Raw genomic sequence first — 22,438 nt, 5'->3', positions numbered from 1 at the left:
AAGATGAACAAAGAGCAGGCTTGTGAATTTATGTTCGGCAAGTACCGCCCGGACGACATGAAAAGCAACGAAGGCAAGACTGAATATTTGATGCGTGTGCTTGCTGAGCGTGACCAACTGGCGGCGGAGAATGCGGCGCAGCGTGAATACCGTCCACAACCGAGTGGTGCGGCGATGATGGAGGCTCTTGATGCGTTCTATGAGTACCACGAGGATGTGCCAGAGCAGGGAATGATGGCGGCATTTGAAATCCTTTGCTGCAAACGACCTCAAGCTCTCGCTACCGACGCCTGGCAGCGCGAGCAGATGGCGAGGGGTGTGGAGGCGTTTGCCACCGCGCAGAGGGATTTGGCCGGGCGGCACCCAGGGTCAACAAGTGCCGCGTACCGCTCTGATATCGCATCGACGGCTACTGTGTTTGCAGCCCATCTGCGCAACGGGGAGGCTGTATGAGCGACAAATACGCAGCGCTGATAGCAGCGAAACCTTATGCGTTACGATTTTCTCGGCTTTGGGAAAGATACGATGAAGCCTGTCACGGCAACGCCGAGCATATGCGCGACATTCTGGAGCTAACTCTTGACGCACTAGAAACCGCCGAGCGACGTATTGTGAACTCTGACCGTGACGTACTGGCCCTGCTGGCAGAGCGTGATGCTGATAAAGCGAAGATAGCTGAGCTGGCAGAGAGCCACAGCAAGCTTCGAGACACATTGGCGGCCATTCACAACACAATCAGAATGGATGGAGGCTATACACCACTGGCAGCAATTCTCAACGCCTCCAAACGAGCGCATGAAAAATCCGCCGCTGCCGCTGCCGCCGCTGGCATCAGCCTGAAGATTGAGGGGGAGTGAGTATGTCCGATCGCCTGGTTATTTTTCTCGTAATCGTACTTATCGGTTTAGTAAGCACCCCTGTTTCAATGGCATTGGCTGACCTTGATGTTCCAGATTGGGCTTTGTTTTCCGGTCATGTGAGCATGTTTTTAGCAGGGCTTATCTGCGCAGAAATTGGAAGGAGGACTAACCCATGACACTGAGCAAAGAAAACATAACCGCAGTAACTGACTTGAAACCAGGTTATTCGCTGGGCGTTGCTGATGTCGCTATATTGCACGAAATGGCCGCCGAACTGCTGGAGCGCCGGGAGCGGGATAAGCAGGAGCCTGTAGCGTGGATGACTACCCGGGAAGGTGATGCCAGTTTCCCGCGGCTTCACAAAGAAGAGTCTCAGGCAGATTATTGGGTAGATTACTGCAATGTTGGACCATCCATCATAAAACACGCGCTCTACGCCACGTCACCAGCGCCGGCAGTCACCGCAGGGCCTGTGCTTTACATGAACCGTTTCTCAGGAGCGTGTTTCACTCTGGAGCAGCAACCAGATGCAGCCACCGATACTGCTGTCTATGTGCCGCTGTATGCCGAGTCTCAGTCGTTCGGTAACACCGAACAACTCAACTATCCGGATATTCCGGATGGTTACGCACTGGTGCCTATTGAGCCTACTACTGAGATGTGTAAGGCATTCGATTATTCAAATGCATGGAAAGAGGTTGATTTTTGGGAAGGTAGCTTTGACCTCGCGAGCGGATGGAGAGCCATGTTAGCCGCAGCACCGAAGCAGGAGAGTGAGTGATGGACGTCAAAGAGAAGATTTTGCAGGTCATGCGTGCACGCGCTGCGCAGGAAGAAAAAGTGCTAGGCGGTCGATACGCCTTCACAATGGCCACATGGAGTCTGCGATTAGCGATGGAGTCTGCCTTTCCGGATGAGGAGTGGAAATCGGCGGAACTCCGTGAGGTGCTTATTGAACTGGCAAAAGAAGGGTTAGTGTCCAAGGATACGTACCGCAGCCGCATTGGACAGGCAGTATGGAAGCTTGAGGTGCGTGATGCCTAAATCTCCAGCCAGGCGCAAAGCATAAAACAGGCCCTTCGGGGCCTTTTAGTTTCTGCATTTTCACCGCATAGGTTATACTGCTACGGTAATGTTTTGTTGCCATAGCAAGGGCTCTATTAGGGGTCTGCAACTATTAGCATCAATGTCGGACTGGGGAGTTGGACATTGTGCTGAATTCTTTGCATTACTGAGGCCGGACGTATACCTTCAAAATCGAAGAGATGCGTTCGGCTTCTTTGTTTCTGATGTGCTGAAAATAGGTTATAATTACCATGCACAGAGCCTGAACAACTTTGTGCATGGAGTCTGAACAACTCCTCCGGCCCGAACAGCCATAGCTCGTGTGTCATAGATGAGAACATATCTATGACGCAACTGAACGCAACATCTCTCCTGTCACAGATGACGAAAGTCACCTGCGATTTTCTGCATTCTGCGTTACCTCTCGGGGGTGGCGTATGAATCTCCCGAAAGACGGCATCAAGCTACATCGTGGCAACCTGAATGCTATAACCCAGCATCTACACCCACTCCTGAACGACGGTCAATGTTTCCGACTTCAACTCAAGCCTTGGCGTGAGAAACGCAGTCTTTCTCAAAATAGCCTTAGCCACGTTTGGTACGAGGAGATCAGTGCATACCTGATCGCTTCCGGCCGCACTGACGCCACCAAGGAATGGGTAAAGCGAAACCTAAAAAAGACCTTTCTCGGGTACGAAGACGTTGAATACACCGACTTCACTACCGGGGAGAAAACGGTAGAACGCCAACTCCGCCACACCTCCGATCTTGATACCGGCGATATGCACCACTTCATGTGCCAGGTGGAGCGGTGGTGTGCGCAATTCGGTCTCGTCCTGACCATCCCTCAAAGCAGCGAATTCCAGGTGCTGCGCGAAAAACAAGACCAGTAAGGAAAGCTCATGGCACTCAAAAGAGATAAACACGACTCCATTTTTTCTGAGCTGGTTCGCGAACGCGCTAACTGGTGCTGTGAAAGTTGCGGTCGTGATTTCAGCACAAACCGCGCATCACTCCATTGCTCACATATCAACGGTCGCCGCCACACCTCTACCCGCTGGCACCCCCTCAACGCGCTGGCCCACTGTGTTGGCTGTCATCGTCGTTTAGGTGAGGAGCCGATCCAGTTCGCCCGCCACGCTGAGTATGAATACGGTGCTATGACTGTTGAGCAGGTGGCCCGCGCCGCGCTGCACCCGATGAAGATTAAGCCGTGGCAGAAAGAGGAGATGTACCAGCACTACAAGCAGGAACTGGCAAGGCTGAAAGCTCTCCGCATCACCGGAATGCTTGGCCGCATCGAGTTCACCGCACCTGACTGGTATCAGCAGAGCATAACCTTGCGAATGGGAGAGGCCGCATGAGCATCGAAACCATTTACTGCATCGGCTACGTGGCTCTCATCGCCGCGCTGGCTATTGGCGACTTCCTGTATAGCCGGAGGGTGGCGCAATGAACCGATCCGAAATCGAGCGCTACCAGCGTGAATCCATCCTACGCACCGGATTCGACATCAACAGACGCGGCCCGGGTGGCACAGCACAGCAGATTATCCGCAACAGTGAGCGCCGAAAGGCAGAGAGAAAGAAAAAGCAGGAGATCCCAGCATGAAAATTGAGTTAACCGCAGAGCAATATCGCTGGATTGATGGCTGGCTCCAATTGTGGGGGGCATGGGTTCAGACCGGACGCATCGATAAGTCGATGATCAACATGATTGCAAAATTTATGGCTACCGTTGAGCCACAGCAGACAAACCGCCCTGTATGCAGCGACGATGACGGCATGCTGATAAGCCAGGTTATTGGGTCTCACCTGAAGGCCATTGACGAAAACGCCTACAAGATGTTGCTGGCGTATTACGTGTACCAGTCCAGCGAAATCCGGATCGCCTCATGGCAGCACGCAATCGCCTGTCCTCGTCTGATGAAGACGCGCGGAGGCAACCAGTATAAGAAACCCAGCATCTCAACCATAAGGCGTGAAGTGAAAGACACACTCAACGCCGCGCTATTCTGCCTGCACCAACCAATGCAAAAAGCGTTCATCGTTCGCGATAATGCGAAGAAAATCGCAAAAAATGTTGTTAACGAGCTTGCTTTTTAATGAACAAATGAGCAGAATAAATCGTATATGTTGCCATTCTTGTGTGTGACATGACATTTTGAATCAATAAAGCCTCGGTTAAATGCCGGGGCTTTTTTATTGCAACAAATCCCGCCAACTGGGATAGGCCGTAGAGCCCACTTCGACCCCTCACATTTCCAGTTTCGCCACTGGCTTTTTTATTCATAAGCGTTGATCTCTCAGCGCCAGAAAGCACAAAGCCCGCACTAGGCGGGCTCGTGAATATGGGCGGCAAGAATCTGCGCTAACAGATTCCTGCCATCTTGCTCATGGTTTGACTCACGAACAAAGACCGAAGGCCCACACCGTCTGATCAGACACGGTGACCTTAAATCGGATTTGTTCAGCTCTCAATTACCTGTATTCCTAAATATGAACAAATCCCCTCTCTGGGGGTGGAAATGAACAAGATGCCATACAAAAGCGATCCGAACTTCTGGTCGATCCTAATCGCTTTCGGCATGACGATCATCGGCGCAATAGCAAGCTACTCATTTAAAGTTCTTGGCGGCGAGGTGTTCAGCTGGCGGACATTGTGCCTTCAGCTAATCGTGTCGATATTCGCCGGATTGACTATGGCTTTAATTGCAGTGCACTACAGCTGGCCTCCTGAAGTTATGGGCGCTACGTGTGGGCTTGCTGGTTGGGCCGGCTCCTCCTTCATCAAGTCTCTTGAAAAGCGCTTCTTAAGCAAAGTTTCCGGGAAGGAGGAAGCTAATGACTAAAGAACAATTCATGAAGGCGGCCGGGGTAAGCGCCATCCTGGCTGATAAGTGGTACTCCCACATCGTTGCGACGATGCAAGAATTTGGCATTAGCACGCCAAAGCGGCAGGCTGCCTTCATTGCCCAGATCGGGACTGAATCAGGTGGCTTTCGCTCAGTTCAGGAATCTCTGAACTATTCAGTTGAAGGTCTGACTATCTTCGGCAACCGACTAACGGCAGCCCAAAGACAGCAGTTAGGTCGCAAGCCAGGAGAGCCAGCGCTGTCAGCGGCACGGCAGGCGGCAATAGCAAACCTTGTTTACGGTGGGCGTTATGGCAACAACCTGAATGGTGACGGCTGGAAATACCGTGGCCGCGGGCTGAAGCAGGTAACGTTTAAGGCGAATTACGAAGAATGTGGAAAGGCACTTGGGCTGGAACTGGTCAATAATCCTGACCTGCTCCTTGACCCTCGAAATGCAGCTCGATCCGCAGGATGGTTCTGGAAGGCCAACAACCTGAACCGCTTTGCAGATAACGGTGACTTCAACGGACTGACAAAGGCAATCAACGGTGGCCTGAACGGTATTGATGACCGCCGGGCGCGACTAAAAGTTGCGGAGGGAGTTTTATGTTAAGCCTCTCAATGCTCAGGAACTACATCCCGATACTCTTCGCGGTAATCATCTGCTTTTTCCTTTACAGCCTTTACAACACAAATCAGCAACTTCGGCTTGTGAACGAAGGGCTTGTGAAGGAAGACAAAGCCAAGGCTGACAGGATTGAAAACCTGCGCAGCAAGAATGATGACTTTGCCAACACCTTCGCAAACTTCACTAAGGCGCTTGAGCGCACTAATCAGATCGCAGAAGACGAAAGGCTTCGTCGCAATCTGGCCGAACAGAAAAACCAGAGGCTTCAGGATGAGATTAAGCAGGCACTCAAAAATAATCAGTGCAGCATCATCCCTGTGCCTGATTCTGTCGTTGACGGCCTGCGCCAGCAAGCAGACAGAGTACGAAATGGTGAAGTCTCTACAGGCTCCAATACCGACAAGCCTGCTAAGTGACTGCTTCACTCCTGAAGTGCCGCAGGGGATGACATTCGGTGACAGCGTAATCCTTAACTCTAAGCTTTTGGACGCTCTTGATGACTGCAACGGGAAGATAACCTCTATCAGGATCATCGAGGAGGAAAGGCTGAGGGCTCAGAAATGAGTAAAAGAGAGCGAGAGATTACGCTGCTGTACGGCATGTCGATAATCCGGGATGACGTTCTCAATCATACCCTGCCTAAAGTAACGGCAAAAGACCGTGCGCTAATGGCTGCACACTTTATGGCGAAGTGGGCTGTAGTGCTATGCCTGTTTGCGTTGCCTGCGGTCACCATCGCCAGCCTTTTTCAGTGATAAAACTGCAAGCGGTAGGCAAGCTGTTATTAAACGGAAGCCCTTACGCAGACGCACCGGCAAACACCACTTTCAGCATGTTCGTTATCGGAAGCTAAGAGGAAAAATAATGTCAATCAAACGTCACCAGTTGCCGCTGTACAAAGGCAAAGATCATCAAGTCCGCGCCCTGAAGATTAAAGAAATCCATCAGGATCCGGACGGCGCTGCATACCTCACGCCGGAAGACGAGTCCTACCCGCAGTTTCAGGTATCTGCTGAGTTCATGAGCCAGAACAAGCCGAAAGAAGGCGGGTACTACGTCGAGTCGGTTGATGGTCAGCCGTACTACGTCGAAGCGAAAGACTTCACCAAAGAGTACTCACTGCTGAAGTGATCATTACAGAGCATCTCAAGGGGTGCTCGATAATGACAAAGGAGACCACCATGTCCGATGTAACCGCACAAACCGATCTGACCTCACAGCAGCAATTGCGACTCGAAATCCTGTCACTTGTTCAATACGACACTGCTGCAGCCAAGAAGGCAATCGACGATATCGCAGATGACCCGCTGAAGCTTGAGCTATTCAAGCGCCAGTACACCCTGGCACAAAGCGAACCCACTGCAGTATCCCGCACAACCAAAGCGCTACAGGGCATGAAAGAAGCTCTGCCGCTGTTTGAGTAAGAGAGAAACCTGATGGCTGAACTCAACGAACAACAAGAGCGATTCTGTCAGGAGTACGTGATTGATCTGAATGCAACACAAGCGGCGATACGCTCAGGCTATAGCGAGAAGTCTGCCAAGTCGATTGGTCACGAAAACCTGACTAAACCGCACTTGCGGGCAAGAATCACTGAATTAGCAAAAGAGCGTAACGCCGCTGTAGGCCTCAGCGCAGAGTTTGTAATTGAAGGGGTGATTAAAAACATCCGTCGGTGCGAGCAGGCTGAAATGGTTTACGACAAAAAGGGTGAGCCAGTGATGGTTGAAACACCCGATGGAATTATGTCGCCAGTCTACAAATACGATGCCAACGCAGCGCTGAAGGGCTACGAACTGCTTGGCAAGCATCTGAAGTTGTTCACTGACAAGGTAGAGCACTCAGGTAGCATCGAGACAATGTCTGACGAAGAACTTAATGCAAAACTCGCGAGGCTTGTAAATGCACAATCTGAAGCGCGAGGAGAAGCTTGAGTTAATCCGCCTGCTGGAAGAGAAAGCCCGCCGTGCAGATGTGTACCGGTACCGGAATTATTTTGAGACTCGTTATGCCTGGCAGCGCAAATTCATATCTAAGACCGCAGATTTCAGGCAATGCGCACTCATCGCCGCTAACCGTGTTGGCAAGACTGATACGGCAACTTACATCGACGCCATCCATTTGTTGGGGGAGTACCCTGAAGGCTGGGAAGGCCACAGGTTCGACCATGCACCGCTGATGTGGTGCCTTGGATATTCTGGGGAGAAGTGCCGAGACCTGCTTCAGGCTGCCATTCTCGGCAAGAAGGTAAACGGTGAGTTCAGCGGCGGGCTTATACCGGCAGATCGCATTGTATCGACTGAGCCAATGACCGGCACGCCAAACGCTGTACGCTCAGCTTATATCCGGCATAGCAGCGGTGACCTCAGTAAGGTGCAGTTCTGGTCATACACTCAGGGGCAGCACGCACTGATGGGTGATGACATCGACTGGTTCCACATCGATGAAGAGCCAGAGGACCAGACAATCTATCCGCAAGTACTGACTCGTACCGCCACAGGCGATAAAGGCCGCGGCGGTCGTGGCATCCTGACGTTCACGCCGGAGAACGGGCGCACAGAACTGGTTATCAAGCTATTAGACGACCCAGCCGACTCGCAATTCTGCATGAACGTTGGCTGGGATGACGCCCCGCACCTCACTGAAGAGACTAAACGGAGTCTTCTGGAGTCTTATCCGCCTCATCAGCGCGACATGCGAACCAAGGGCATTCCAATGCTGGGGCAGGGGCGGATATTTGACTTCAGCGAAGACCGTATCACCTGCGAGCCATTCCCGATACCCAAGCATTACATGGTTATCGATGGGATGGACTTCGGATGGGATCACCCTCAAAGCCGAGTGCAACTTGCTATCGACATGGACAGCGAGACCTTCTACGTCACCAAAGCATGGAAGGCCAGCAAGACCTCACCCGCTGAAGCCTGGGGCGCTACTAAGTCATGGGCTAATCGTGTGCCTACCTCATGGCCTCAGGATGGCCTACAGACAGAGAAAGGCAGTGGGTTGCAGCAGAAGTCCTACTATGCCGATGCTGGATTCCTGATGCTTCCAGAGCCTGCACAGTGGCCCGACGGCTCTAGGTCAGTTGAGGCCGGTTTGTTTGAGCTTCACGACCTGATGAGTTCAGGCCGATTCAAAGTATTCGCCGGTCTGCGTGACTGGTTCGAAGAATTCAACTTCTATCATCGTGACGACAAGGGGCGCATCGTGAAGATCCGTGATGACCTCCTCGACGCCACGCGGTATGCCTACATGATGCGGCGATTTGCCAAGCGCTACGGCGATATTGGCATCGTTAAAGAAAAAGTAATGCCTGCACCAATTCGCCCAATCTCCCGGAGTAGATAAATGGCCGATACCAATGAGAAATTGCAGACCATTCTCCGGAAGTTCGACCGGGACTGGTCGGCAAGCGACGAGGCCAGGACAGAGGCAAGCAACGACTTATTCTTCTCCCGAGTATCACAATGGGATGACTGGCTGAGCGACTACACAACGCTGCAGTATCGCGGACAGTTCGATGTTGTTAAGCCGAAGGTTCGCAAGCTTGTTGCTGAGATGCGTAAGAACCCCGTCGACGTGCTGTATAAACCGAAGGATGGAGCCAGCCCTGACGCTGCTGACATCCTGATGGGCATGTACCGCACAGATATGCGGCACAACACCGCGAAGATATCTGTCAACGTAGCAGTTCGTGAGCAGATAGAGGCTGGCGTCGGTGCCTGGCGTCTGATTACAGAATACGAAGACCAGAATCCTACCAGCAATAACCAGATAATCCGGCGCGTTCCGATTCACGAGGCGTGCTCCCATGTCGTGTGGGACAGTAACGCCAAGCAGCTCGACAAGAGCGATGCGCTGCACTGCACCATCATCAGCGCGATGAGCAAAGATGGCTGGGATGCGTTTGCTGAAGAGCATGGTCTTGATGCTGATGACTATCCTACCTTCCAGTCTCCTTCCTCCAACTGGATATTCCCCTGGGCAACCAGCGAGACATTCTATGTCGGCGAATACTATGAGGTGGAAGAGAAGAAAGAGACGGTATTCATCTATCAGGATCCGCTGACAGGTGAGCCAGTTAGCTACTTCAAAGCAGATATTAAGGACGTTATCGAGGAGCTCGCAGATAAGGGAATGGTGAAGATTGGTGAGCGCAAGGTTAAGCGCCGCCGGGTATACAAAAGCCTCATCACCATGACCGAAATCCTGAAAGATCGTGAGCGCATTGCTGGCGAGCATATCCCTGTCGTGCCGGTTTATGGCGAGTGGGCATTTGCTGGCGATAAGGAAGTTTATGAGGGCATCGTTCGCGGCACCAAAGACGGACAGCGTCTGCGCAACATGATCATGTCTTTCAATGCTGACATTGTGGCCGTGACGCCTAAACGCGTGCCTTACTTCTATCCTGAGCAGGTGGCAGGGTATGAGCAGATGCACGACAGCGGGAACGCCTATCGCTACAAGCTAATCAACCGCACTGATGAGAACGGAGCAGACCTGCCACCGGGGCCTATTCAGTTTGAGGAGCCAGTGCAGGTTCCTCAAGCCAATGCCTACATGCTGGAAGCAGCAACAAATGCTGTTGAGCAGACAGCCAGTGTGGGGGTCGATGCAGAGGATATCGGCGGCCGGCAGGTGGCTTTCGATACCGTTAATCAGATCAACATGCGTGCTGACCTGGACACCTACGTGTTTCAGGACAACCTTGCTACGGCTATGCGTCGTGACGGCGAGATTTACGCTGCGATGGTCAGCGATATCTACGACGTGCCGCGCAATGTCACCATGACTCTGGAAGATGGCAGCGAGAAGGAGGTTCAACTCTATTCACAGGAACTAGACCTTCAAACCGGTAGCATCGTAACGCTCAACGATATCCGTGGCCGCTATGAGTGCTACACGGACGTTGGGCCGTCGTTCCAGTCGATGAAAGACCAGAGCCGGGCGCAGCTGGCAGAGCTGCTTAATGCGCCGGGACTCATGCAAGCCAACCCTGATATGTGGAATGTGCTGCTTCTTCAGTTCCTCGAACTGCTGGACGGTAAGGGCATGGATATCACCCGTGATTACGCCAACAAGCAGCTCGTGGTCAGAGGTCTGAAGCAGGCAGAAACGCCGGAAGAGCAGCAGTGGCTGATGGAGGCTCAACAGCAACAGGAGCAGCCAAACCCTGAACAGCTCGTTGCCCAAGGCCAGTACATGGCCGGACAGGCAGAGCTAATCAAAGCACAGAACGAGGACAAGAAGATCGCAGTTGAAGCGGCCAAGGTTGAAGCTCAGAACCAGCTTGCAGCAGCTAAGATTGCCGAAATCCTCAACGGCGTCGACCTGGATAAGCAGAAGGAATTCCGCCAGGCGCTTGAAACCATCTCCAAATTCCAGCAACAGAGCAGCAATGATGCACGCGCTAATGCTGAGTTAATCCTTAAAGGCAACAGTCAGGCGCACACCCAGCGCATGGACGTTGCCAACATCCTGCAATCGCAGAGACAAACTTCACCCTCCGGCGGCGTAGCCGAGACACCTCAATAAGAGAGAGTTAATCATGACCGATACCACCGAAATTCAGGTAACTGAAGACTCACCCGCGCACGTCGATAATGCGGCGGCATCCGCAGTCGATACAGCATCACATGCCAGTGGCGATGGTGTGCACGATGAAGGCTTCGAGATTGTCCTGAAGGACGATGAGACCAAACATAAGCAGGATCCGGCACTCAATGCGCAATTCGCACAGCGCCGCCTTGAGCGTAAGCGTCAGCGTGAGCTTGAGCAGCGGGCTGAAGCGGTACAACGCGGAGAGATTCCGGAAGACCTGCGGGTAAAACCTGAGTTACCAGCACAGCCAGACTACAACGACTTCTTCTCAGACGAAGCGCTGGAGAAATATGGTTGGGACACAAACCGTGCGCAGGCAGCCTTTAACCAGGCCAACAATGACTGGCACATGAAAGCGCTGGATGCCCGCAGTAATGCGGTGGCAGAGCAGGGACGCAAGACTCAGGAGTTTACCCGACATTCAGCACAAATCGTTGAGGCAGTACGTAAGCACTATGATGCGGCAGAGAAGCTAAACCTGCCTGATTATCAGGAGAAAGAGGAGGTGTTCCGGCAGGCTGTCCCGCCTGATGTGGATACAACCATTATGGACCTCTTCCCTGAGAAATCGGCAGCGATCATCTATCACCTGGGGTCAAACCCGGAGAAATTACGCCGCATCTTAGCGCTGGACGGTCAGCGTGCGCTCATCGAACTCACTAGGTTATCTGAACAATTAACTCTCAAGCCCCGTGCTAATGCGAGATCTAACGCCCCGCAGGCAGATGAGCCTGTGCAGGGAAGTGTTGCCGCTGCGAACGTATCAGCCATTCAGAAGAAGATGGATGAAGCAGCGAAGAAAGGCGACACAGAAGCTTATCGCAAGTACAAAGCCCAGCTTAAAGGAATCAAATAATGGCTCTTAATGAAGGTCAAATGGTAACTCTCGCAGTAGACGAGGTTATCGAAACAATGCAGAACATCATGCCGATGGTTAGCAAGGTGGAAAAGTACACTCCGCCTGGACGTGAGATGCAGCGTGGCGATAACACGATCTGGATGCCTATCGAGCAGGAAGCCCCGACTCAGCGCGGGTGGGACCTGACCGACAAGGAAACCGACCTGCTGGAGTTGAACGTCAAAGTAACGCTCGATGATCCGGATAATGATTTCTTCGAACTCCGTGCTGACGACGTCCGCGACGAAAGCACCTATCGCCGCCGCATTGCTGCCTCAGCGAAAAAACTGGCTAACAATGTTGAACTCGATATCGCCCGCACCGCGGTTGATATGGGATCCCTGATCGTTACCAGCACCACTAACCTCTCTAACACAAACACTGGCTGGAACTTCATCTCTGAAGCCGAGACGCTGATGTTTGCCCGAGAGCTGAACCGGGATGCTGGCCTGACCTATTTCTTTAACCCAATCGACTACAACAAAGCCGGCCAGGATCTGATTAACAAAGATTTCTACGGCCGCGTCCAGGATGATGCCTACCGCAATGGCACCATCCAGAAGCAGGTGGCCGGTTTTAACGACGTTATGCGATCCCCTAAACTGCCTACGCTGGTTGGCTCCACCGCGACGGGTGTAACAGTTTCTGGCGCACAGAAGTTTAAGCCGCAAGCATGGCGTTTAGATGAGCAGAACAGCCGTGAGAACGTGGACAACCGTTTCGCGGTGGTGAACGTAAGTTCAGGTACAGGCTTCAAGCGCGGCGATAAGATTTCCTTTACTGGCGTTAAGTTCTTGGCACAGATGGCGAAAAACGTACTGGTTCAGGACGCGACATTCTCTGTCGTGGCTGTGAACGGAAATGCTCTCACCATTACGCCGAAGCCGATCGCACTGGATGACACCTCGTTAACCGCTGCTGAACGTGCTTATGCGAACGTTAATACCTCACTGGCAGCCGGTGCGGCAATTAACGTTCTGAACACCGACACCGCGCCGACCAACGTGTTCTGGGCTGATGACTCTATCCGTCTTGTGTCTCAGCCTATCCCGCTGAACCACAGCCTCTTCTCAGGCATGAAGTCCGAAAGCTTCAGCATCCCGGGTACCGGTCTGAATGGCGTTATCGCCTTCCAGGGTGATATCTCTACGCTGGGCGGTAAGTGCCGTATCGCGCTGTGGTACAAGTCCACCGCTGTGCGTCCGGAAGCTATCGGCGTTGGCCTGGCGAATCAGGACGTTGCAACCGCCATTGAAGGCTGATGATAAGGGGCTTCGGCCCCTTTCTTACTGGAGAACATCATGAGCACAATGCTTTACAAAGAAGGCAAGGGGACGCGTGTCTGGGGCAAGCAGTACAATACCATCGTAGTAAAGGATTCGGACGTTGATTCGCATCTTGCCGAAGGCTGGCATAAACACCCTGACGATGTTCATGTTATGAAGGCTGAACAACCCAAAATCAAGCGCACCCGCAAGACCAATGCCGAAGCGGCTGAAGAGGTAGATGATGAGCATGTCGACGAAGGGCGATCTGGTTCTGGCGGCACTTCGGAAGTTGGGAGTGGCGTCTGATGCCACATTGACCGACGTCGAGCCGCAGTCAGTCGAAGATGCTGTTAACGACCTAGAAATTATGATGGCGGAGTGGTATCAGGACGGTGCAGGCATTATCACCGGTTACGTTTTCTCTTCTGACGAGAATCCGCCGGCGACTGGCGACGAACACGGCATGCGTTCATCGAAGGTGAGTGCTGTTGTTTTCAACCTCGCGGTGCGTATTGCTCCTGACTACGCAGTCGAGCCTTCTGCAAAAATCGTAACGAGCGCCCGAAACGGGAAAGAGCTGCTTTACAAATCAACCGCGCTAACCCGCGCAGAAAGCTCTGGACGTCTTTGTTACCCCAATCGCATGCCAGTAGGTTCCGGAAATCGAGGGGCCACCCTGAGCAACATTAACTTCTACCACAGACGGGAAAAGAAAGATGCCGACAGTTCAACTCCCTCTGATGAAGGGTAACGGTAAAAATCACCGGGACGCCGATTACATCGATTATCTTCCTGTGAACATGCTGGCGACACCGAAAGAGGTGCTCAATAGCAGCGGTTATTTGCGCTCCTTTCCTGGTATATCTAAGCGTGGTGATGTTAGCGGGTCATCGCGTGGTGTAGAGTACAACACCGCTCAGAACGCTGTATATCGCGTCTGTGGTGGTAAGCTGTATAAGGGACAGGAAGAGGTTGGTGATGTCACGGGGGCGGGCCGGGTCTCCATGGCTCACGGGCGAACATCTCAGGCCGTAGGCACCAATGGGCAACTTACTGAGTATCGCTACGACGGCACGACAAAGACAGTATCAAACTGGCCGACAGATAGTGGATTTACTCAGTATGAATTAGGTTCAGTTCGTGACATCACTCGATTACGTGGTCGATACGCATGGTCGAAAGATAATTCTGACTCCTGGTTTATTACTGACCTCGAAGACGAATCACACCCTGATCGTTACAGCGCAGAGTATAGAGCCGAGTCGCAGCCAGACGGGATAATTGGCATTGGGACATGGCGTGATTTCATTGTTTGTTTCGGTTCATCGACCATTGAGTATTTCTCGCTGACAGGAGCTACGACTGTAGGCGCATCTCTCTATGTGGCCCAGCCGTCTCTGATGGTCCAGAAGGGTATTGCAGGGACTTACTGCAAAACCCAATTTGCCGACTCTCACGCCTTTATCAGCCATCCGGCAACCGGAGCGCCATCTATTTATGTGATCGGCTCAGGACAGGCATCTCCGATAGCCACAGCGAGCATAGAGAAGATTCTCCGCTCATATACCGCTGATGAGCTGGCTACTGGTGTCATGGAGACGCTGAGGTCCGACTCGCACGAATTGCTGATAATCCACCTTCCTCGCCATGTATTGGTCTATGACGCGGCCGCAAGCCAGAATGGGCCTCAGTGGTGCGTGCTGAAGACAGGCCTGTACGATGATGTCTACCGGGCAATCGACTTCATGTATGAAGGCAACCAGATAACTTGTGGTGATAAGTCAGAGGCGTTAACAGGACAACTGCAGTTTGATATCAGCAGCCAGTACGACAAGCAGCAAGAGCATTTGCTCTATACGCCGCTATTCCGGGCCGACAATGCCAGGGTATTCGACTTCGAGCTTGAGGCATCAACTGGCGTAGCTCAATACGCAGACCGCCTTTTCCTGTCTGCAACCACCGACGGCATCAATTATGGGCGAGAGCAGATGATTGAGCAGAACGTCCCATTCGTTTATGACAAGCGGGTGCTCTGGAAGCGTGTCGGACGCATACGAAGACTGGTTGGCTTTAAGGTGCGCGTTATAACGAAATCACCCGTAACACTATCTGGATGCCAGATAAGGATTGAGTAATGGCAGATGGTTCACTCAATACCCCGGTGATTGTGCAAGCTACGCGGCTTGATGCCACTATCCTGCCAAGGAATATCTTCAGCCAGTCCTACCTCCTGTATGTGATTGCCCAAGGAACGGACCTTGGCAATGTGGCAGGGAAAGCTAATGAGGCCGGGCAGGGAGCTTATGATGCGCAGGTCAGGAATGACGAACAGGACGTCACACTGGCCGACCATGAGGGAAGGATCACCGCCAACACCAATGCGATAAACCTGCTTGAGGTCAGACTAACAACCGCTGAAGGCAAGATTATTACCCTCCGCAGCGATGTTGATTACCTGCTTGATGAGGTTATCGATATCCAGGCTGAGCTGGTAGCAATTGACGGTCGCATTGGTGCCGCAGAAACAGAAATCGACAACATTCAAGCTGATTACGTATCAAAATCGGTTACTGCATCTCAAACTCTGGCATCACCTCTCAACGTCACCACCTCTTACTCTGTCGGCGGCACAAAGGTCGTAGGCGCACGGCAAGCAGGATGGACTGCCGCGACTGGTGTAGCATTGCTGGGCTCATTCAATGCAAGCCAGGCCTATTCCGCTAGCGCTACTTACACGCAATCGGAGAGTCAGGCTCTGGCAACCGGCCTTCAACAAGCCAGGCAAAGAATCAAGGCACTTGAGGATATGGCTCGGAATCATGGATTAATCGCATGACTTCAATAGACAAAGTTACTGGCTCACAGCTCATGAGGCTATGGGGTGTCACTTCATGGCCCGAAACTGAAGGCGATTACTTGCTTTGGCGCGGGGTTGGAATATTTGTCTGCCTGGATTTTGGCGATCATGTGGACCTGCATATGGCGATGAAGCCGGGTGAGCGCCACCTATGTAGGGATGCCGTGGCGGATGTTCTGGATCTGATTGGCAATCGAGAGATACATGCGGCAATACGTATTGAGCACAAGCAGGTTTGTAATCTGGCTAAAAAGTTTGGGTTTATCGAAACATGGCGCGGAGAGGTCGAGTATGTCGATGACACTCGCGGAAAGTTAATCTTAATGAAGAGGTACGCGCAATGAGCGGCATCACCAAGGGCATCGGGAAGGTCGTCGGATCCATCACAGGTGCAAATCAGGCGGCAGACGCACAAAAGGATGCTGCAAACCAGTCCAATGCGACAAACCTGCAAATATACCGCGAGCAGCAGGCGAGATTGTCGCCATGGTTAACTGCTGGACAAACAGGGCTGGCTGGCTTGCAAGGTATTGCAGGTCAACCGATAGACAGAAACGCTCTGCTGACAAGTTATTTTAACAGCCCTGAGTATCAGCAACTATCAAATCAGGCTCGTTATCAAGGACTTAATGCAGCAGAAGCTACCGGCGGTCTCGGCTCTACAGCTACCGGAAATATGCTTTCGTCCATCGCGCCTCAACTTGGGCAAAATTACCTCAACATGATGACCGACCAGCAGAATAACATGTATCAACAGTTGATGGGGCTATCAAATGTTGGCCTGTCAGCGGCAGGTGCATCTAATGCTGCGGCAGGGAGTTATGCAAATAGTTACGGCGAAAATATGTCTCAGATAGGTGCGGCGAAAGCCGGTAATTACCTCGCTAATGGGAATTCACTAACCAGCGGGCTTGGTTTCCTGTCAGGTACAAGTGCAGGTCAGGAATTGGGCTCCGGTATCGGGAGTATTGTTAAAGGCTGGTTTTAAGGAGGGGGTATGGCGGTTGTTAACCCAATTGATTATAGCGGTGGAAGTGGATTCTTGCAGGGACTGAGAGCTTACAGTGGCATTCAGGAAGTTCAGCAGGCACGTATGGCTAATGAGCAAGCCGCGGCACAGCAGGAAGCACTGAAATCCTTCAACTCTGACTGGAAAGCATCTTTTGGAGATCCACAAAAGATGTCTGAACTCGTCGCTAAATATCCAGCTCAGATGGCAGCCATCAAAGCTGGTATAGGATTTCAGGATGAGCAGCATCAAATGGCGCTGGGAAGCGCAGCTCGAGACCTTCGCATTGCTATGGCATCAGGAAACCCGCAAGCAATTGGGGCAGCCGCATCACGAAATGCCGGGGTGCTAGGCACTATTGGTTCGTCTCCAGAAGACATACTGCAACAATATCAGCAAGACCCTCAGTACCTTGCCCACATTGTAGATGCGGTAGGCTTGAGCGCTCTCGGTCCCAAAGATTACTACAGCGTGACTGGGGATAGAGCAAAGCTTGCCGAGCAGGTCAGAAGCAATCAGGCCGGAGAAGCACTCACTGCGCGAGGTCAGGACATTACTGTTCGCGGGCAAAATATTAGTGCGCAGAATGCAGCGTTATCACGCGAGATTCAAAGGGCAGAGCTGCAGGATAAGGTTCTTGATCGCCAGATTGCGCGTGAAACCAACACGCTGAAGCTTGAGGAACTGAGGCAGAAGCAGACTGATGTGCGACAGAAAGCAGAGGTCGCTCGTGCTGACAGGCAGGCAACGGCGCAGGGTGCAGTCGATACGTTCAGCACTGCTCTTGATTCTCTTGGCGAAATCGAAAAAAGCCCGGGTCTTGCCAAAGCTGTGGGTGTCCGCTCAGCGTTCCCAACCATTCCTGGCTCTGACGCGGCCAACTTCGAAGCCCGTCTTGATACATTCAAAGCTCAGACATTCCTCCCGATGGTAGCCAGCCTGAAAGGCATGGGGGCTCTTTCAGATGCTGAGGGTAAAAAGCTGTCTGATGCTGTAGGGGCGCTTAGTCCGAAAATGAGCGAGGACGCCTTCCGGTCGTCTATTGGCAAAATTCGCACTCAGCTTGAGAGCAAGCTTGGTAACGTCAAAAAACAATTCGACTACCAGGATCCTCCCTCGCAACCCGCCACATCACAGCCGCAGCAGCAGGCTGGCTTTTCTTCACTATGGGGTGACTAATGGCTAAGGCATGGAAAGACGTGCTGGCGTCGCAGCAGTACCAGGCGTTGCCGCCAGAGCAGAAGGCGCAGGCGCAGGAGCAATACTTCATTGAGGTAGTAGCGCCTCAGGCTGGCGGCAACGCACAGCAAGCTAGGCAAGCTTTCTATGCTGCATACCCACTGCCTACGGCACAGGGGAAACAGCCAACCGAGCAACTTGCCTCCCAACCCCAGCCCCAGCAACAGCAGCAAGGCGGCATGATTTCTGATCTAGAGAATGCGGTGGCTGAGACTGGCCGTGGGCTGCTACAGGCTGGCGTAAATGTTGCTAACATTCCTGCATCTATTGCAGATGCGGTTTCCAGCGCAGGCGCATGGGCAGGTCAAAAGCTGGGGTTAGGTGACGGGACATACCAACCAGCTCCGCGTGTAACCACTGAAGGGCTAGCACAGGATTTTGGGATGCAGCCTGGTTCTTTAACCCCTCAGACCACAGAGGGGAAGGTATTTGCCGAGGCATTACCATACCTGACACCAATAGGCGCTGAAAGAGCAGCGGCACAGGGAACAACCATTGCAGGTCGAGTAGCACAGGGAACATCTCGCCTGCTGGCAGAAAACGCAGCAGGTTCTCTGGCTGCCAATAGCGAGCAAAATAACCCTGAGGCTCTCGCAACTGATTTAGCTACAGGCGTAGCGTTAGGCGGCGCGATTAATCAGGTTGGTCGAGTTGCTGGCGCTGCGTATCGCGGCGTGCGTGGGGCTATTTCTCCAGAGGCGCAAGAGGCGATCCGCTTTGCTAACTCTGCAGATGTTCCTCTACATACGACGGATGTACTGCAGCCGAACTCCCGTGTTGGACGCATGGCGCAGACCACCGCTGAAAACATTCCCTTTGCCGGGACAAGCTCAATGCGAGCAGCTCAGCAGGAAGGGCGCAGTCAGCTGGTAAATGAGTTCTCCTCACGATTCGGTGAGTATGATCCGTCAATTGTGATTGGCAGTCTCAAGGCAAAAACTGCAGGCATCAAACGTGCTGCAGGCAGCCGTCTTGAGCAAGTGCAGAATGCGATGACTGGCGTCAATATCCAACCAAGCAGAGCAATTCAGCAGATAGACACGGAGATCGCAGGCCTTCAGAGGCTGGGGAAAGTATCAGACAACGAGACCATATCTAAGCTCAAGGCATATCGTGATGAACTGACCAGAAATGCTGGGTCAAGCGGGCCAATGGCGATGGACTTGCAGCAGCTTAGCGGGCTTCGCAGCCAGTTTAGGCAGGATGTGAAGGGGGAGCGTACGATTCTACCCAATCGCTCAGATGCCGCTATTCAGCGTGTTTATAACGCAATGACTGGGGATATAGATAGTGCCATAGGAACAAGCCTTGGGAGTGATACGCTGAGGCGCTACAAGCAGGCCAATGCCGTATACGCAGACGAGGCCAGTAAACTCCAGAATACCAGACTCAAGAACGTCCTGATGAAGGGCGACCTGACCCCAGAGGTTGTGAACAACATGCTCTTCAGCAAAAACAGGTCAGAAGTGCAGAACCTCTACAATTCTGTTGGTCAGATGGGTCGTGCTCAGATGCGTAACGGCATTATCGGCAAGGCGATGGAGAAATCTGGCGGATCCCCGGACCAGTTCCTGAGGCAAGTTAATCTGATGTCTAATCAGACCGGCATTGCGTTCAAAGGGCGCGATGCAACGTATCTAAATGGTCTGAAGAACTACCTGGAATCTACGAAGAGGGCAGGTCAGGCAGGGGTAACGACGCCAACCGGCCAGCAAACCATTCCTTTCATCCTTGGCATAGGTTCCGTAACTAACCCGGCATTAGTTGGGGTTGGCGGCGGATATGGTCTGCTTGCGCGAGTCTATGAGAGTGAGCCAGCTCGCAATGCAATGCTTAGGCTAGCTAATACACCGCGTGGCTCCACAGCATTTGAAAAAGCGTTAGCGGACGCTGAGCGCGTCATAAATTCCGTAGCTCAGGGCGCTAAGTCAGAGGCTTTAAGCGAATAGCGCCACGCCGACACAAATGCCGAATATCAGGAAAGCAAAATTCAGTAAATCTCTGTCCATACATCATCCTATGTTTTAACCAATTATAACCGACCTTAATGCAACGCTGCGCAACATTTGTTGTGCGGCTTTGCTGCGCCCGGAGCACAGTAAATGTCAGATATCACCGCTAATGTGGTAGTGAGCATGCCGAGCCAGCTATTTACCATGGCCCGGTCTTTCAAAGCCGTGGCAAACGGCAGAATTTATATTGGTAAGATTGATACCGATCCAACCATCCAATCCAATCAGATACAGGTGTATCTGGAGAGTGAGGATGGTAGCACCATACCGGTTCCGCAGCCTATTATTATCAATGCTGGCGGCTACCCTGTATACAACGGGCAGGTGTCGAAGTTTGTTACGGTCCAAGGGCACTCGATGGCGGTTTACGATGCCTACGGAGTGCAGCAATTCTATTACCCAAATGTTCTAGGATACGACCCTGATCGGCTAAGGCAGCAGCTTGCTAGTGACGGAGATGGCTATGGTGATGCCCTGGTAGGTGTTAAGCAGCCTTTTACAGGCGCAGTTGCACGAACTCAGCATGACGTTAATGCTGAGGTGGTTAGTGTGCAGGACTTTGGCGCAATCCCTGACTTCAACAGAACAACTAATACTGGCACAGATAACACGGTAGCTTTCCAGACTGCGCTTGACTATTGCAAGGTTAGTAATAAGGCTCTTTTCGTACCCTCTGGCTGGTATTTGATTAACGGCAATCTTACGGCCACCTATGCACCCGTTATTTATGGAGAGGGGGCCAATGGAGTAGCCGTAACAACATCATCGCAACAGGATTCTCCTTTTATTGGATCTGTGATAGTAGGTAATAATACATCTGGTTTCACGCTAAATGTGAGCCCCCCAAACTATCAGTTCGGAATGTCAATACGCAACATAGCATTAATTGGGCATCCAAACCAAAGGTCAAACACGAGTCATGCGGGATTAAGACTGCATAATACAGGGCTTCAGGGTTACGTGGAGAATTGTGCGATATCAGGATTTGGTGGCGTAGGGTTAACTATAGGATATCTTCAAGATACGCACTTCGTCAGTTTATTCGTGGAAAGATGCGGAACCGAAGATATTGCTGCTATTAAATTTGTTGCAAGGGCCAATTATCTATACTTCCAAAACTGCTTATTAATGGCGTGTCATTACTTCATAGACAATACTGACGCCACTCTGTACGGAAGATACGTTTTCTGGAGTGGATGCCATATTGAGCATGGGGACTACAACGGAGCTCTGGGGCCCGAGTGGGATTTTGTTTACAAACAAAGCCCGATTCAAATTGGCTCAGGTAATGATTGGTCATTCCAGAATTGCATATTCATACCGGTATCTAACGCAGCCCTCTCTGCTCACTTGGGGGTCCCAAGGGTGAACGTTCCGTATTTCATGAATGTTCAGGGGGAGAGGTTTACGATTAATAGTTGCAGATTTAACGCTGGCAGGGATTCAATATCACCTCTAGTTATAGCGAATCCTAATTTTAGGTCTGCAGTTGTATCTGACACTTTATTCACGGGCATAGATGCAGCCCGCCCGTGTATCGATAGTTATTACGCAAAAATATCGAACTGTGACTTTACTCTAGACATATCGCAAGATACGACGCGCTGCTATGGTGTGTATGTAAGAAGAGGGGGAGTTGTAACTGGGTGTAGGATGGGGTTAGTTGGCGCTTCTGGATCGCGGAGGACGCAGGGGTACTTGGTGCAGACAGATGATGTTCGCTTTGACCCCGTATATGTAAGTAACAATACATACCCGACAACTAGCCCTACATATGTCAATGGTTACGTTCACAAAGGATGCACGCTTTCCGGGGAGGATGGAGGGCTGCCAACCATGGTAGCAATTAGCCCTTCATCATCAGCGATAGACCTAAGTCAATTCCCGCCAAACGTTAACTTTTGGCTGCAATCAGCCACAACTATCGTCGACATGATTAACTACCCATACGGTAGGAGGCTCGTAGTTATCGCCAACACATCTGGTTCCACCATAAACAACACAAGCAATGTGTACCCCAGAGGAAACGTTCCATTTAACCTCTCCGCTGGGGTGCCTGTGGAGTTTAGGGCAATGCTGAGGTTCGACGGCACAATGAATCAGATGTACCAGATATCGTAATTGGATGCCAAGGACGGCGC

29 protein-coding genes are annotated in these 22,438 nt (G+C 52.0%); all 29 read left to right on the top strand.

Going from position 1 to position 22,438, the window contains the following annotated elements; genetic code table 11:
* Positions 1-3 precede the first annotated feature (3 nt).
* Positions 4-453: a hypothetical protein gene (locus tag RTP97_RS07675; protein WP_312412305.1), complete on the top strand. Its 450-nt coding sequence runs from the start codon at positions 4-6 to the stop codon at positions 451-453.
* On the top strand, positions 450-857 hold the full coding sequence (locus tag RTP97_RS07670) for a hypothetical protein (RefSeq protein ID WP_312412303.1): 408 nt from the start codon (positions 450-452) through the stop codon (positions 855-857). Before RTP97_RS07675 ends, RTP97_RS07670 begins: the two co-directional genes overlap by 4 nt.
* A gap of 2 nt (positions 858-859) precedes the next feature.
* The gene (locus RTP97_RS07665; RefSeq protein ID WP_312412302.1) at positions 860-1,036 is read left to right on the top strand and encodes a hypothetical protein; all 177 of its coding nucleotides are present in this window, start codon (positions 860-862) and stop codon (positions 1,034-1,036) included.
* Positions 1,033-1,641 (top strand): hypothetical protein, encoded by a 609-nt coding sequence (locus RTP97_RS07660; protein WP_312412301.1) that lies wholly within the window; start codon positions 1,033-1,035, stop codon positions 1,639-1,641. The genes RTP97_RS07665 and RTP97_RS07660 overlap by 4 nt, the downstream gene beginning before the upstream one ends.
* Entirely contained in the window at positions 1,638-1,904 is a 267-nt protein-coding gene (locus RTP97_RS07655) for an eaa protein (RefSeq protein WP_312412299.1), read from the top strand. The genes RTP97_RS07660 and RTP97_RS07655 overlap by 4 nt, the downstream gene beginning before the upstream one ends.
* 458 nt (positions 1,905-2,362) lie before the next feature.
* On the top strand, positions 2,363-2,818 hold the full coding sequence (locus RTP97_RS07650; protein WP_312412297.1) for a YbcN family protein: 456 nt from the start codon (positions 2,363-2,365) through the stop codon (positions 2,816-2,818).
* A gap of 9 nt (positions 2,819-2,827) precedes the next feature.
* Entirely contained in the window at positions 2,828-3,289 is a 462-nt protein-coding gene (locus RTP97_RS07645) for a hypothetical protein (RefSeq protein ID WP_312412295.1), read from the top strand.
* Between the two features lie 88 nt (positions 3,290-3,377).
* A complete protein-coding gene (locus RTP97_RS07640; protein ID WP_312412293.1) occupies positions 3,378-3,536 on the top strand; it encodes a hypothetical protein in 159 nt (52 codons plus the stop codon).
* Positions 3,533-4,030: an antiterminator Q family protein gene (locus tag RTP97_RS07635; RefSeq protein WP_312412291.1), complete on the top strand. Its 498-nt coding sequence runs from the start codon at positions 3,533-3,535 to the stop codon at positions 4,028-4,030. Before RTP97_RS07640 ends, RTP97_RS07635 begins: the two co-directional genes overlap by 4 nt.
* A 422-nt stretch (positions 4,031-4,452) precedes the next feature.
* A complete protein-coding gene (locus RTP97_RS07630; RefSeq protein WP_409455928.1) occupies positions 4,453-4,776 on the top strand; it encodes a phage holin family protein in 324 nt (107 codons plus the stop codon).
* The gene (locus RTP97_RS07625; protein WP_312412289.1) at positions 4,769-5,395 is read left to right on the top strand and encodes a glycoside hydrolase family 19 protein; all 627 of its coding nucleotides are present in this window, start codon (positions 4,769-4,771) and stop codon (positions 5,393-5,395) included. Before RTP97_RS07630 ends, RTP97_RS07625 begins: the two co-directional genes overlap by 8 nt.
* On the top strand, positions 5,389-5,826 hold the full coding sequence (locus RTP97_RS07620) for a DUF2570 domain-containing protein (RefSeq protein ID WP_312412286.1): 438 nt from the start codon (positions 5,389-5,391) through the stop codon (positions 5,824-5,826). The genes RTP97_RS07625 and RTP97_RS07620 overlap by 7 nt, the downstream gene beginning before the upstream one ends.
* 144 nt (positions 5,827-5,970) lie before the next feature.
* On the top strand, positions 5,971-6,165 hold the full coding sequence (locus RTP97_RS07615) for a hypothetical protein (protein ID WP_312412284.1): 195 nt from the start codon (positions 5,971-5,973) through the stop codon (positions 6,163-6,165).
* 109 nt (positions 6,166-6,274) lie between these two features.
* Positions 6,275-6,541: a hypothetical protein gene (locus RTP97_RS07610; protein ID WP_312412282.1), complete on the top strand. Its 267-nt coding sequence runs from the start codon at positions 6,275-6,277 to the stop codon at positions 6,539-6,541.
* 50 nt (positions 6,542-6,591) lie between these two features.
* Complete coding sequence (locus tag RTP97_RS07605) at positions 6,592-6,834, top strand: DUF2560 family protein (protein ID WP_312412281.1); 243 nt, start codon at positions 6,592-6,594, stop codon at positions 6,832-6,834.
* A 12-nt stretch (positions 6,835-6,846) separates the two neighbouring features.
* Positions 6,847-7,344, top strand: coding sequence for a terminase small subunit (locus RTP97_RS07600; RefSeq protein WP_312412280.1), 498 nt, complete (start codon positions 6,847-6,849; stop codon positions 7,342-7,344).
* Positions 7,313-8,761 (top strand): terminase large subunit domain-containing protein, encoded by a 1,449-nt coding sequence (locus RTP97_RS07595; RefSeq protein ID WP_312412279.1) that lies wholly within the window; start codon positions 7,313-7,315, stop codon positions 8,759-8,761. Before RTP97_RS07600 ends, RTP97_RS07595 begins: the two co-directional genes overlap by 32 nt.
* On the top strand, positions 8,762-10,948 hold the full coding sequence (locus tag RTP97_RS07590; RefSeq protein WP_312412278.1) for a portal protein: 2,187 nt from the start codon (positions 8,762-8,764) through the stop codon (positions 10,946-10,948). It abuts the gene before it with no gap.
* A gap of 13 nt (positions 10,949-10,961) precedes the next feature.
* Positions 10,962-11,870, top strand: a complete 909-nt coding sequence (locus RTP97_RS07585) for a scaffolding protein (protein ID WP_312412277.1) — start codon at positions 10,962-10,964, stop codon at positions 11,868-11,870.
* Complete coding sequence (locus RTP97_RS07580) at positions 11,870-13,174, top strand: P22 phage major capsid protein family protein (RefSeq protein WP_312412275.1); 1,305 nt, start codon at positions 11,870-11,872, stop codon at positions 13,172-13,174. The genes RTP97_RS07585 and RTP97_RS07580 overlap by 1 nt, the downstream gene beginning before the upstream one ends.
* A gap of 39 nt (positions 13,175-13,213) precedes the next feature.
* Positions 13,214-13,486, top strand: a complete 273-nt coding sequence (locus RTP97_RS07575; protein ID WP_312412272.1) for a hypothetical protein — start codon at positions 13,214-13,216, stop codon at positions 13,484-13,486.
* Positions 13,422-13,931, top strand: a complete 510-nt coding sequence (locus tag RTP97_RS07570) for a packaged DNA stabilization gp4 family protein (RefSeq protein WP_312412391.1) — start codon at positions 13,422-13,424, stop codon at positions 13,929-13,931. Before RTP97_RS07575 ends, RTP97_RS07570 begins: the two co-directional genes overlap by 65 nt.
* Positions 13,897-15,315: a packaged DNA stabilization protein gene (locus RTP97_RS07565; protein WP_312412269.1), complete on the top strand. Its 1,419-nt coding sequence runs from the start codon at positions 13,897-13,899 to the stop codon at positions 15,313-15,315. Before RTP97_RS07570 ends, RTP97_RS07565 begins: the two co-directional genes overlap by 35 nt.
* The gene (locus RTP97_RS07560) at positions 15,315-16,016 is read left to right on the top strand and encodes a phage tail protein (protein ID WP_312412266.1); all 702 of its coding nucleotides are present in this window, start codon (positions 15,315-15,317) and stop codon (positions 16,014-16,016) included. The genes RTP97_RS07565 and RTP97_RS07560 overlap by 1 nt, the downstream gene beginning before the upstream one ends.
* Positions 16,013-16,381, top strand: a complete 369-nt coding sequence (locus tag RTP97_RS07555) for a hypothetical protein (RefSeq protein WP_312412264.1) — start codon at positions 16,013-16,015, stop codon at positions 16,379-16,381. Before RTP97_RS07560 ends, RTP97_RS07555 begins: the two co-directional genes overlap by 4 nt.
* Positions 16,378-17,025: a DNA transfer protein gene (locus tag RTP97_RS07550; RefSeq protein WP_312412261.1), complete on the top strand. Its 648-nt coding sequence runs from the start codon at positions 16,378-16,380 to the stop codon at positions 17,023-17,025. Before RTP97_RS07555 ends, RTP97_RS07550 begins: the two co-directional genes overlap by 4 nt.
* 9 nt (positions 17,026-17,034) lie before the next feature.
* Positions 17,035-18,225 carry a phage DNA ejection protein gene (locus RTP97_RS07545; RefSeq protein WP_312412258.1) on the top strand — a complete coding sequence of 397 codons (1,191 nt, stop codon included), beginning with the start codon at positions 17,035-17,037 and terminating at the stop codon, positions 18,223-18,225.
* Positions 18,225-20,234 carry a lytic transglycosylase domain-containing protein gene (locus tag RTP97_RS07540; RefSeq protein WP_312412256.1) on the top strand — a complete coding sequence of 670 codons (2,010 nt, stop codon included), beginning with the start codon at positions 18,225-18,227 and terminating at the stop codon, positions 20,232-20,234. The genes RTP97_RS07545 and RTP97_RS07540 overlap by 1 nt, the downstream gene beginning before the upstream one ends.
* Before the next feature lie 153 nt (positions 20,235-20,387).
* Positions 20,388-22,418 carry a phage tailspike protein gene (locus RTP97_RS07535; RefSeq protein ID WP_312412255.1) on the top strand — a complete coding sequence of 677 codons (2,031 nt, stop codon included), beginning with the start codon at positions 20,388-20,390 and terminating at the stop codon, positions 22,416-22,418.
* The last annotated feature ends 20 nt before the right edge of the window (positions 22,419-22,438 follow it).

Source organism: Pseudescherichia sp. (assembly GCF_031998825.1).
Classification (GTDB): domain Bacteria; phylum Pseudomonadota; class Gammaproteobacteria; order Enterobacterales; family Enterobacteriaceae; genus Pseudescherichia.
Note: the sequence above shows the minus strand (reverse complement) of the source record. Positions and strands in the feature narration are given on the sequence as shown.

Coding starts and splice junctions, on each gene's coding strand:
- RTP97_RS07660 (WP_312412301.1), top strand. CDS start 1,033: ATGACACTGAGCAAAGAAAACATAACCGCAGTAACTGACTTGAAACCA.
- RTP97_RS07590 (WP_312412278.1), top strand. CDS start 8,762: ATGGCCGATACCAATGAGAAATTGCAGACCATTCTCCGGAAGTTCGAC.
- RTP97_RS07635 (WP_312412291.1), top strand. CDS start 3,533: ATGAAAATTGAGTTAACCGCAGAGCAATATCGCTGGATTGATGGCTGG.
- RTP97_RS07605 (WP_312412281.1), top strand. CDS start 6,592: ATGTCCGATGTAACCGCACAAACCGATCTGACCTCACAGCAGCAATTG.
- RTP97_RS07610 (WP_312412282.1), top strand. CDS start 6,275: ATGTCAATCAAACGTCACCAGTTGCCGCTGTACAAAGGCAAAGATCAT.
- RTP97_RS07565 (WP_312412269.1), top strand. CDS start 13,897: ATGCCGACAGTTCAACTCCCTCTGATGAAGGGTAACGGTAAAAATCAC.
- RTP97_RS07560 (WP_312412266.1), top strand. CDS start 15,315: ATGGCAGATGGTTCACTCAATACCCCGGTGATTGTGCAAGCTACGCGG.
- RTP97_RS07545 (WP_312412258.1), top strand. CDS start 17,035: ATGGCGGTTGTTAACCCAATTGATTATAGCGGTGGAAGTGGATTCTTG.
- RTP97_RS07640 (WP_312412293.1), top strand. CDS start 3,378: ATGAACCGATCCGAAATCGAGCGCTACCAGCGTGAATCCATCCTACGC.
- RTP97_RS07535 (WP_312412255.1), top strand. CDS start 20,388: ATGTCAGATATCACCGCTAATGTGGTAGTGAGCATGCCGAGCCAGCTA.
- RTP97_RS07585 (WP_312412277.1), top strand. CDS start 10,962: ATGACCGATACCACCGAAATTCAGGTAACTGAAGACTCACCCGCGCAC.
- RTP97_RS07630 (WP_409455928.1), top strand. CDS start 4,453: ATGAACAAGATGCCATACAAAAGCGATCCGAACTTCTGGTCGATCCTA.
- RTP97_RS07580 (WP_312412275.1), top strand. CDS start 11,870: ATGGCTCTTAATGAAGGTCAAATGGTAACTCTCGCAGTAGACGAGGTT.
- RTP97_RS07675 (WP_312412305.1), top strand. CDS start 4: ATGAACAAAGAGCAGGCTTGTGAATTTATGTTCGGCAAGTACCGCCCG.
- RTP97_RS07670 (WP_312412303.1), top strand. CDS start 450: ATGAGCGACAAATACGCAGCGCTGATAGCAGCGAAACCTTATGCGTTA.
- RTP97_RS07600 (WP_312412280.1), top strand. CDS start 6,847: ATGGCTGAACTCAACGAACAACAAGAGCGATTCTGTCAGGAGTACGTG.
- RTP97_RS07575 (WP_312412272.1), top strand. CDS start 13,214: ATGAGCACAATGCTTTACAAAGAAGGCAAGGGGACGCGTGTCTGGGGC.
- RTP97_RS07550 (WP_312412261.1), top strand. CDS start 16,378: ATGAGCGGCATCACCAAGGGCATCGGGAAGGTCGTCGGATCCATCACA.
- RTP97_RS07555 (WP_312412264.1), top strand. CDS start 16,013: ATGACTTCAATAGACAAAGTTACTGGCTCACAGCTCATGAGGCTATGG.
- RTP97_RS07650 (WP_312412297.1), top strand. CDS start 2,363: ATGAATCTCCCGAAAGACGGCATCAAGCTACATCGTGGCAACCTGAAT.
- RTP97_RS07615 (WP_312412284.1), top strand. CDS start 5,971: ATGAGTAAAAGAGAGCGAGAGATTACGCTGCTGTACGGCATGTCGATA.
- RTP97_RS07570 (WP_312412391.1), top strand. CDS start 13,422: ATGAGCATGTCGACGAAGGGCGATCTGGTTCTGGCGGCACTTCGGAAG.
- RTP97_RS07540 (WP_312412256.1), top strand. CDS start 18,225: ATGGCTAAGGCATGGAAAGACGTGCTGGCGTCGCAGCAGTACCAGGCG.
- RTP97_RS07595 (WP_312412279.1), top strand. CDS start 7,313: ATGCACAATCTGAAGCGCGAGGAGAAGCTTGAGTTAATCCGCCTGCTG.
- RTP97_RS07620 (WP_312412286.1), top strand. CDS start 5,389: ATGTTAAGCCTCTCAATGCTCAGGAACTACATCCCGATACTCTTCGCG.
- RTP97_RS07665 (WP_312412302.1), top strand. CDS start 860: ATGTCCGATCGCCTGGTTATTTTTCTCGTAATCGTACTTATCGGTTTA.
- RTP97_RS07625 (WP_312412289.1), top strand. CDS start 4,769: ATGACTAAAGAACAATTCATGAAGGCGGCCGGGGTAAGCGCCATCCTG.
- RTP97_RS07645 (WP_312412295.1), top strand. CDS start 2,828: ATGGCACTCAAAAGAGATAAACACGACTCCATTTTTTCTGAGCTGGTT.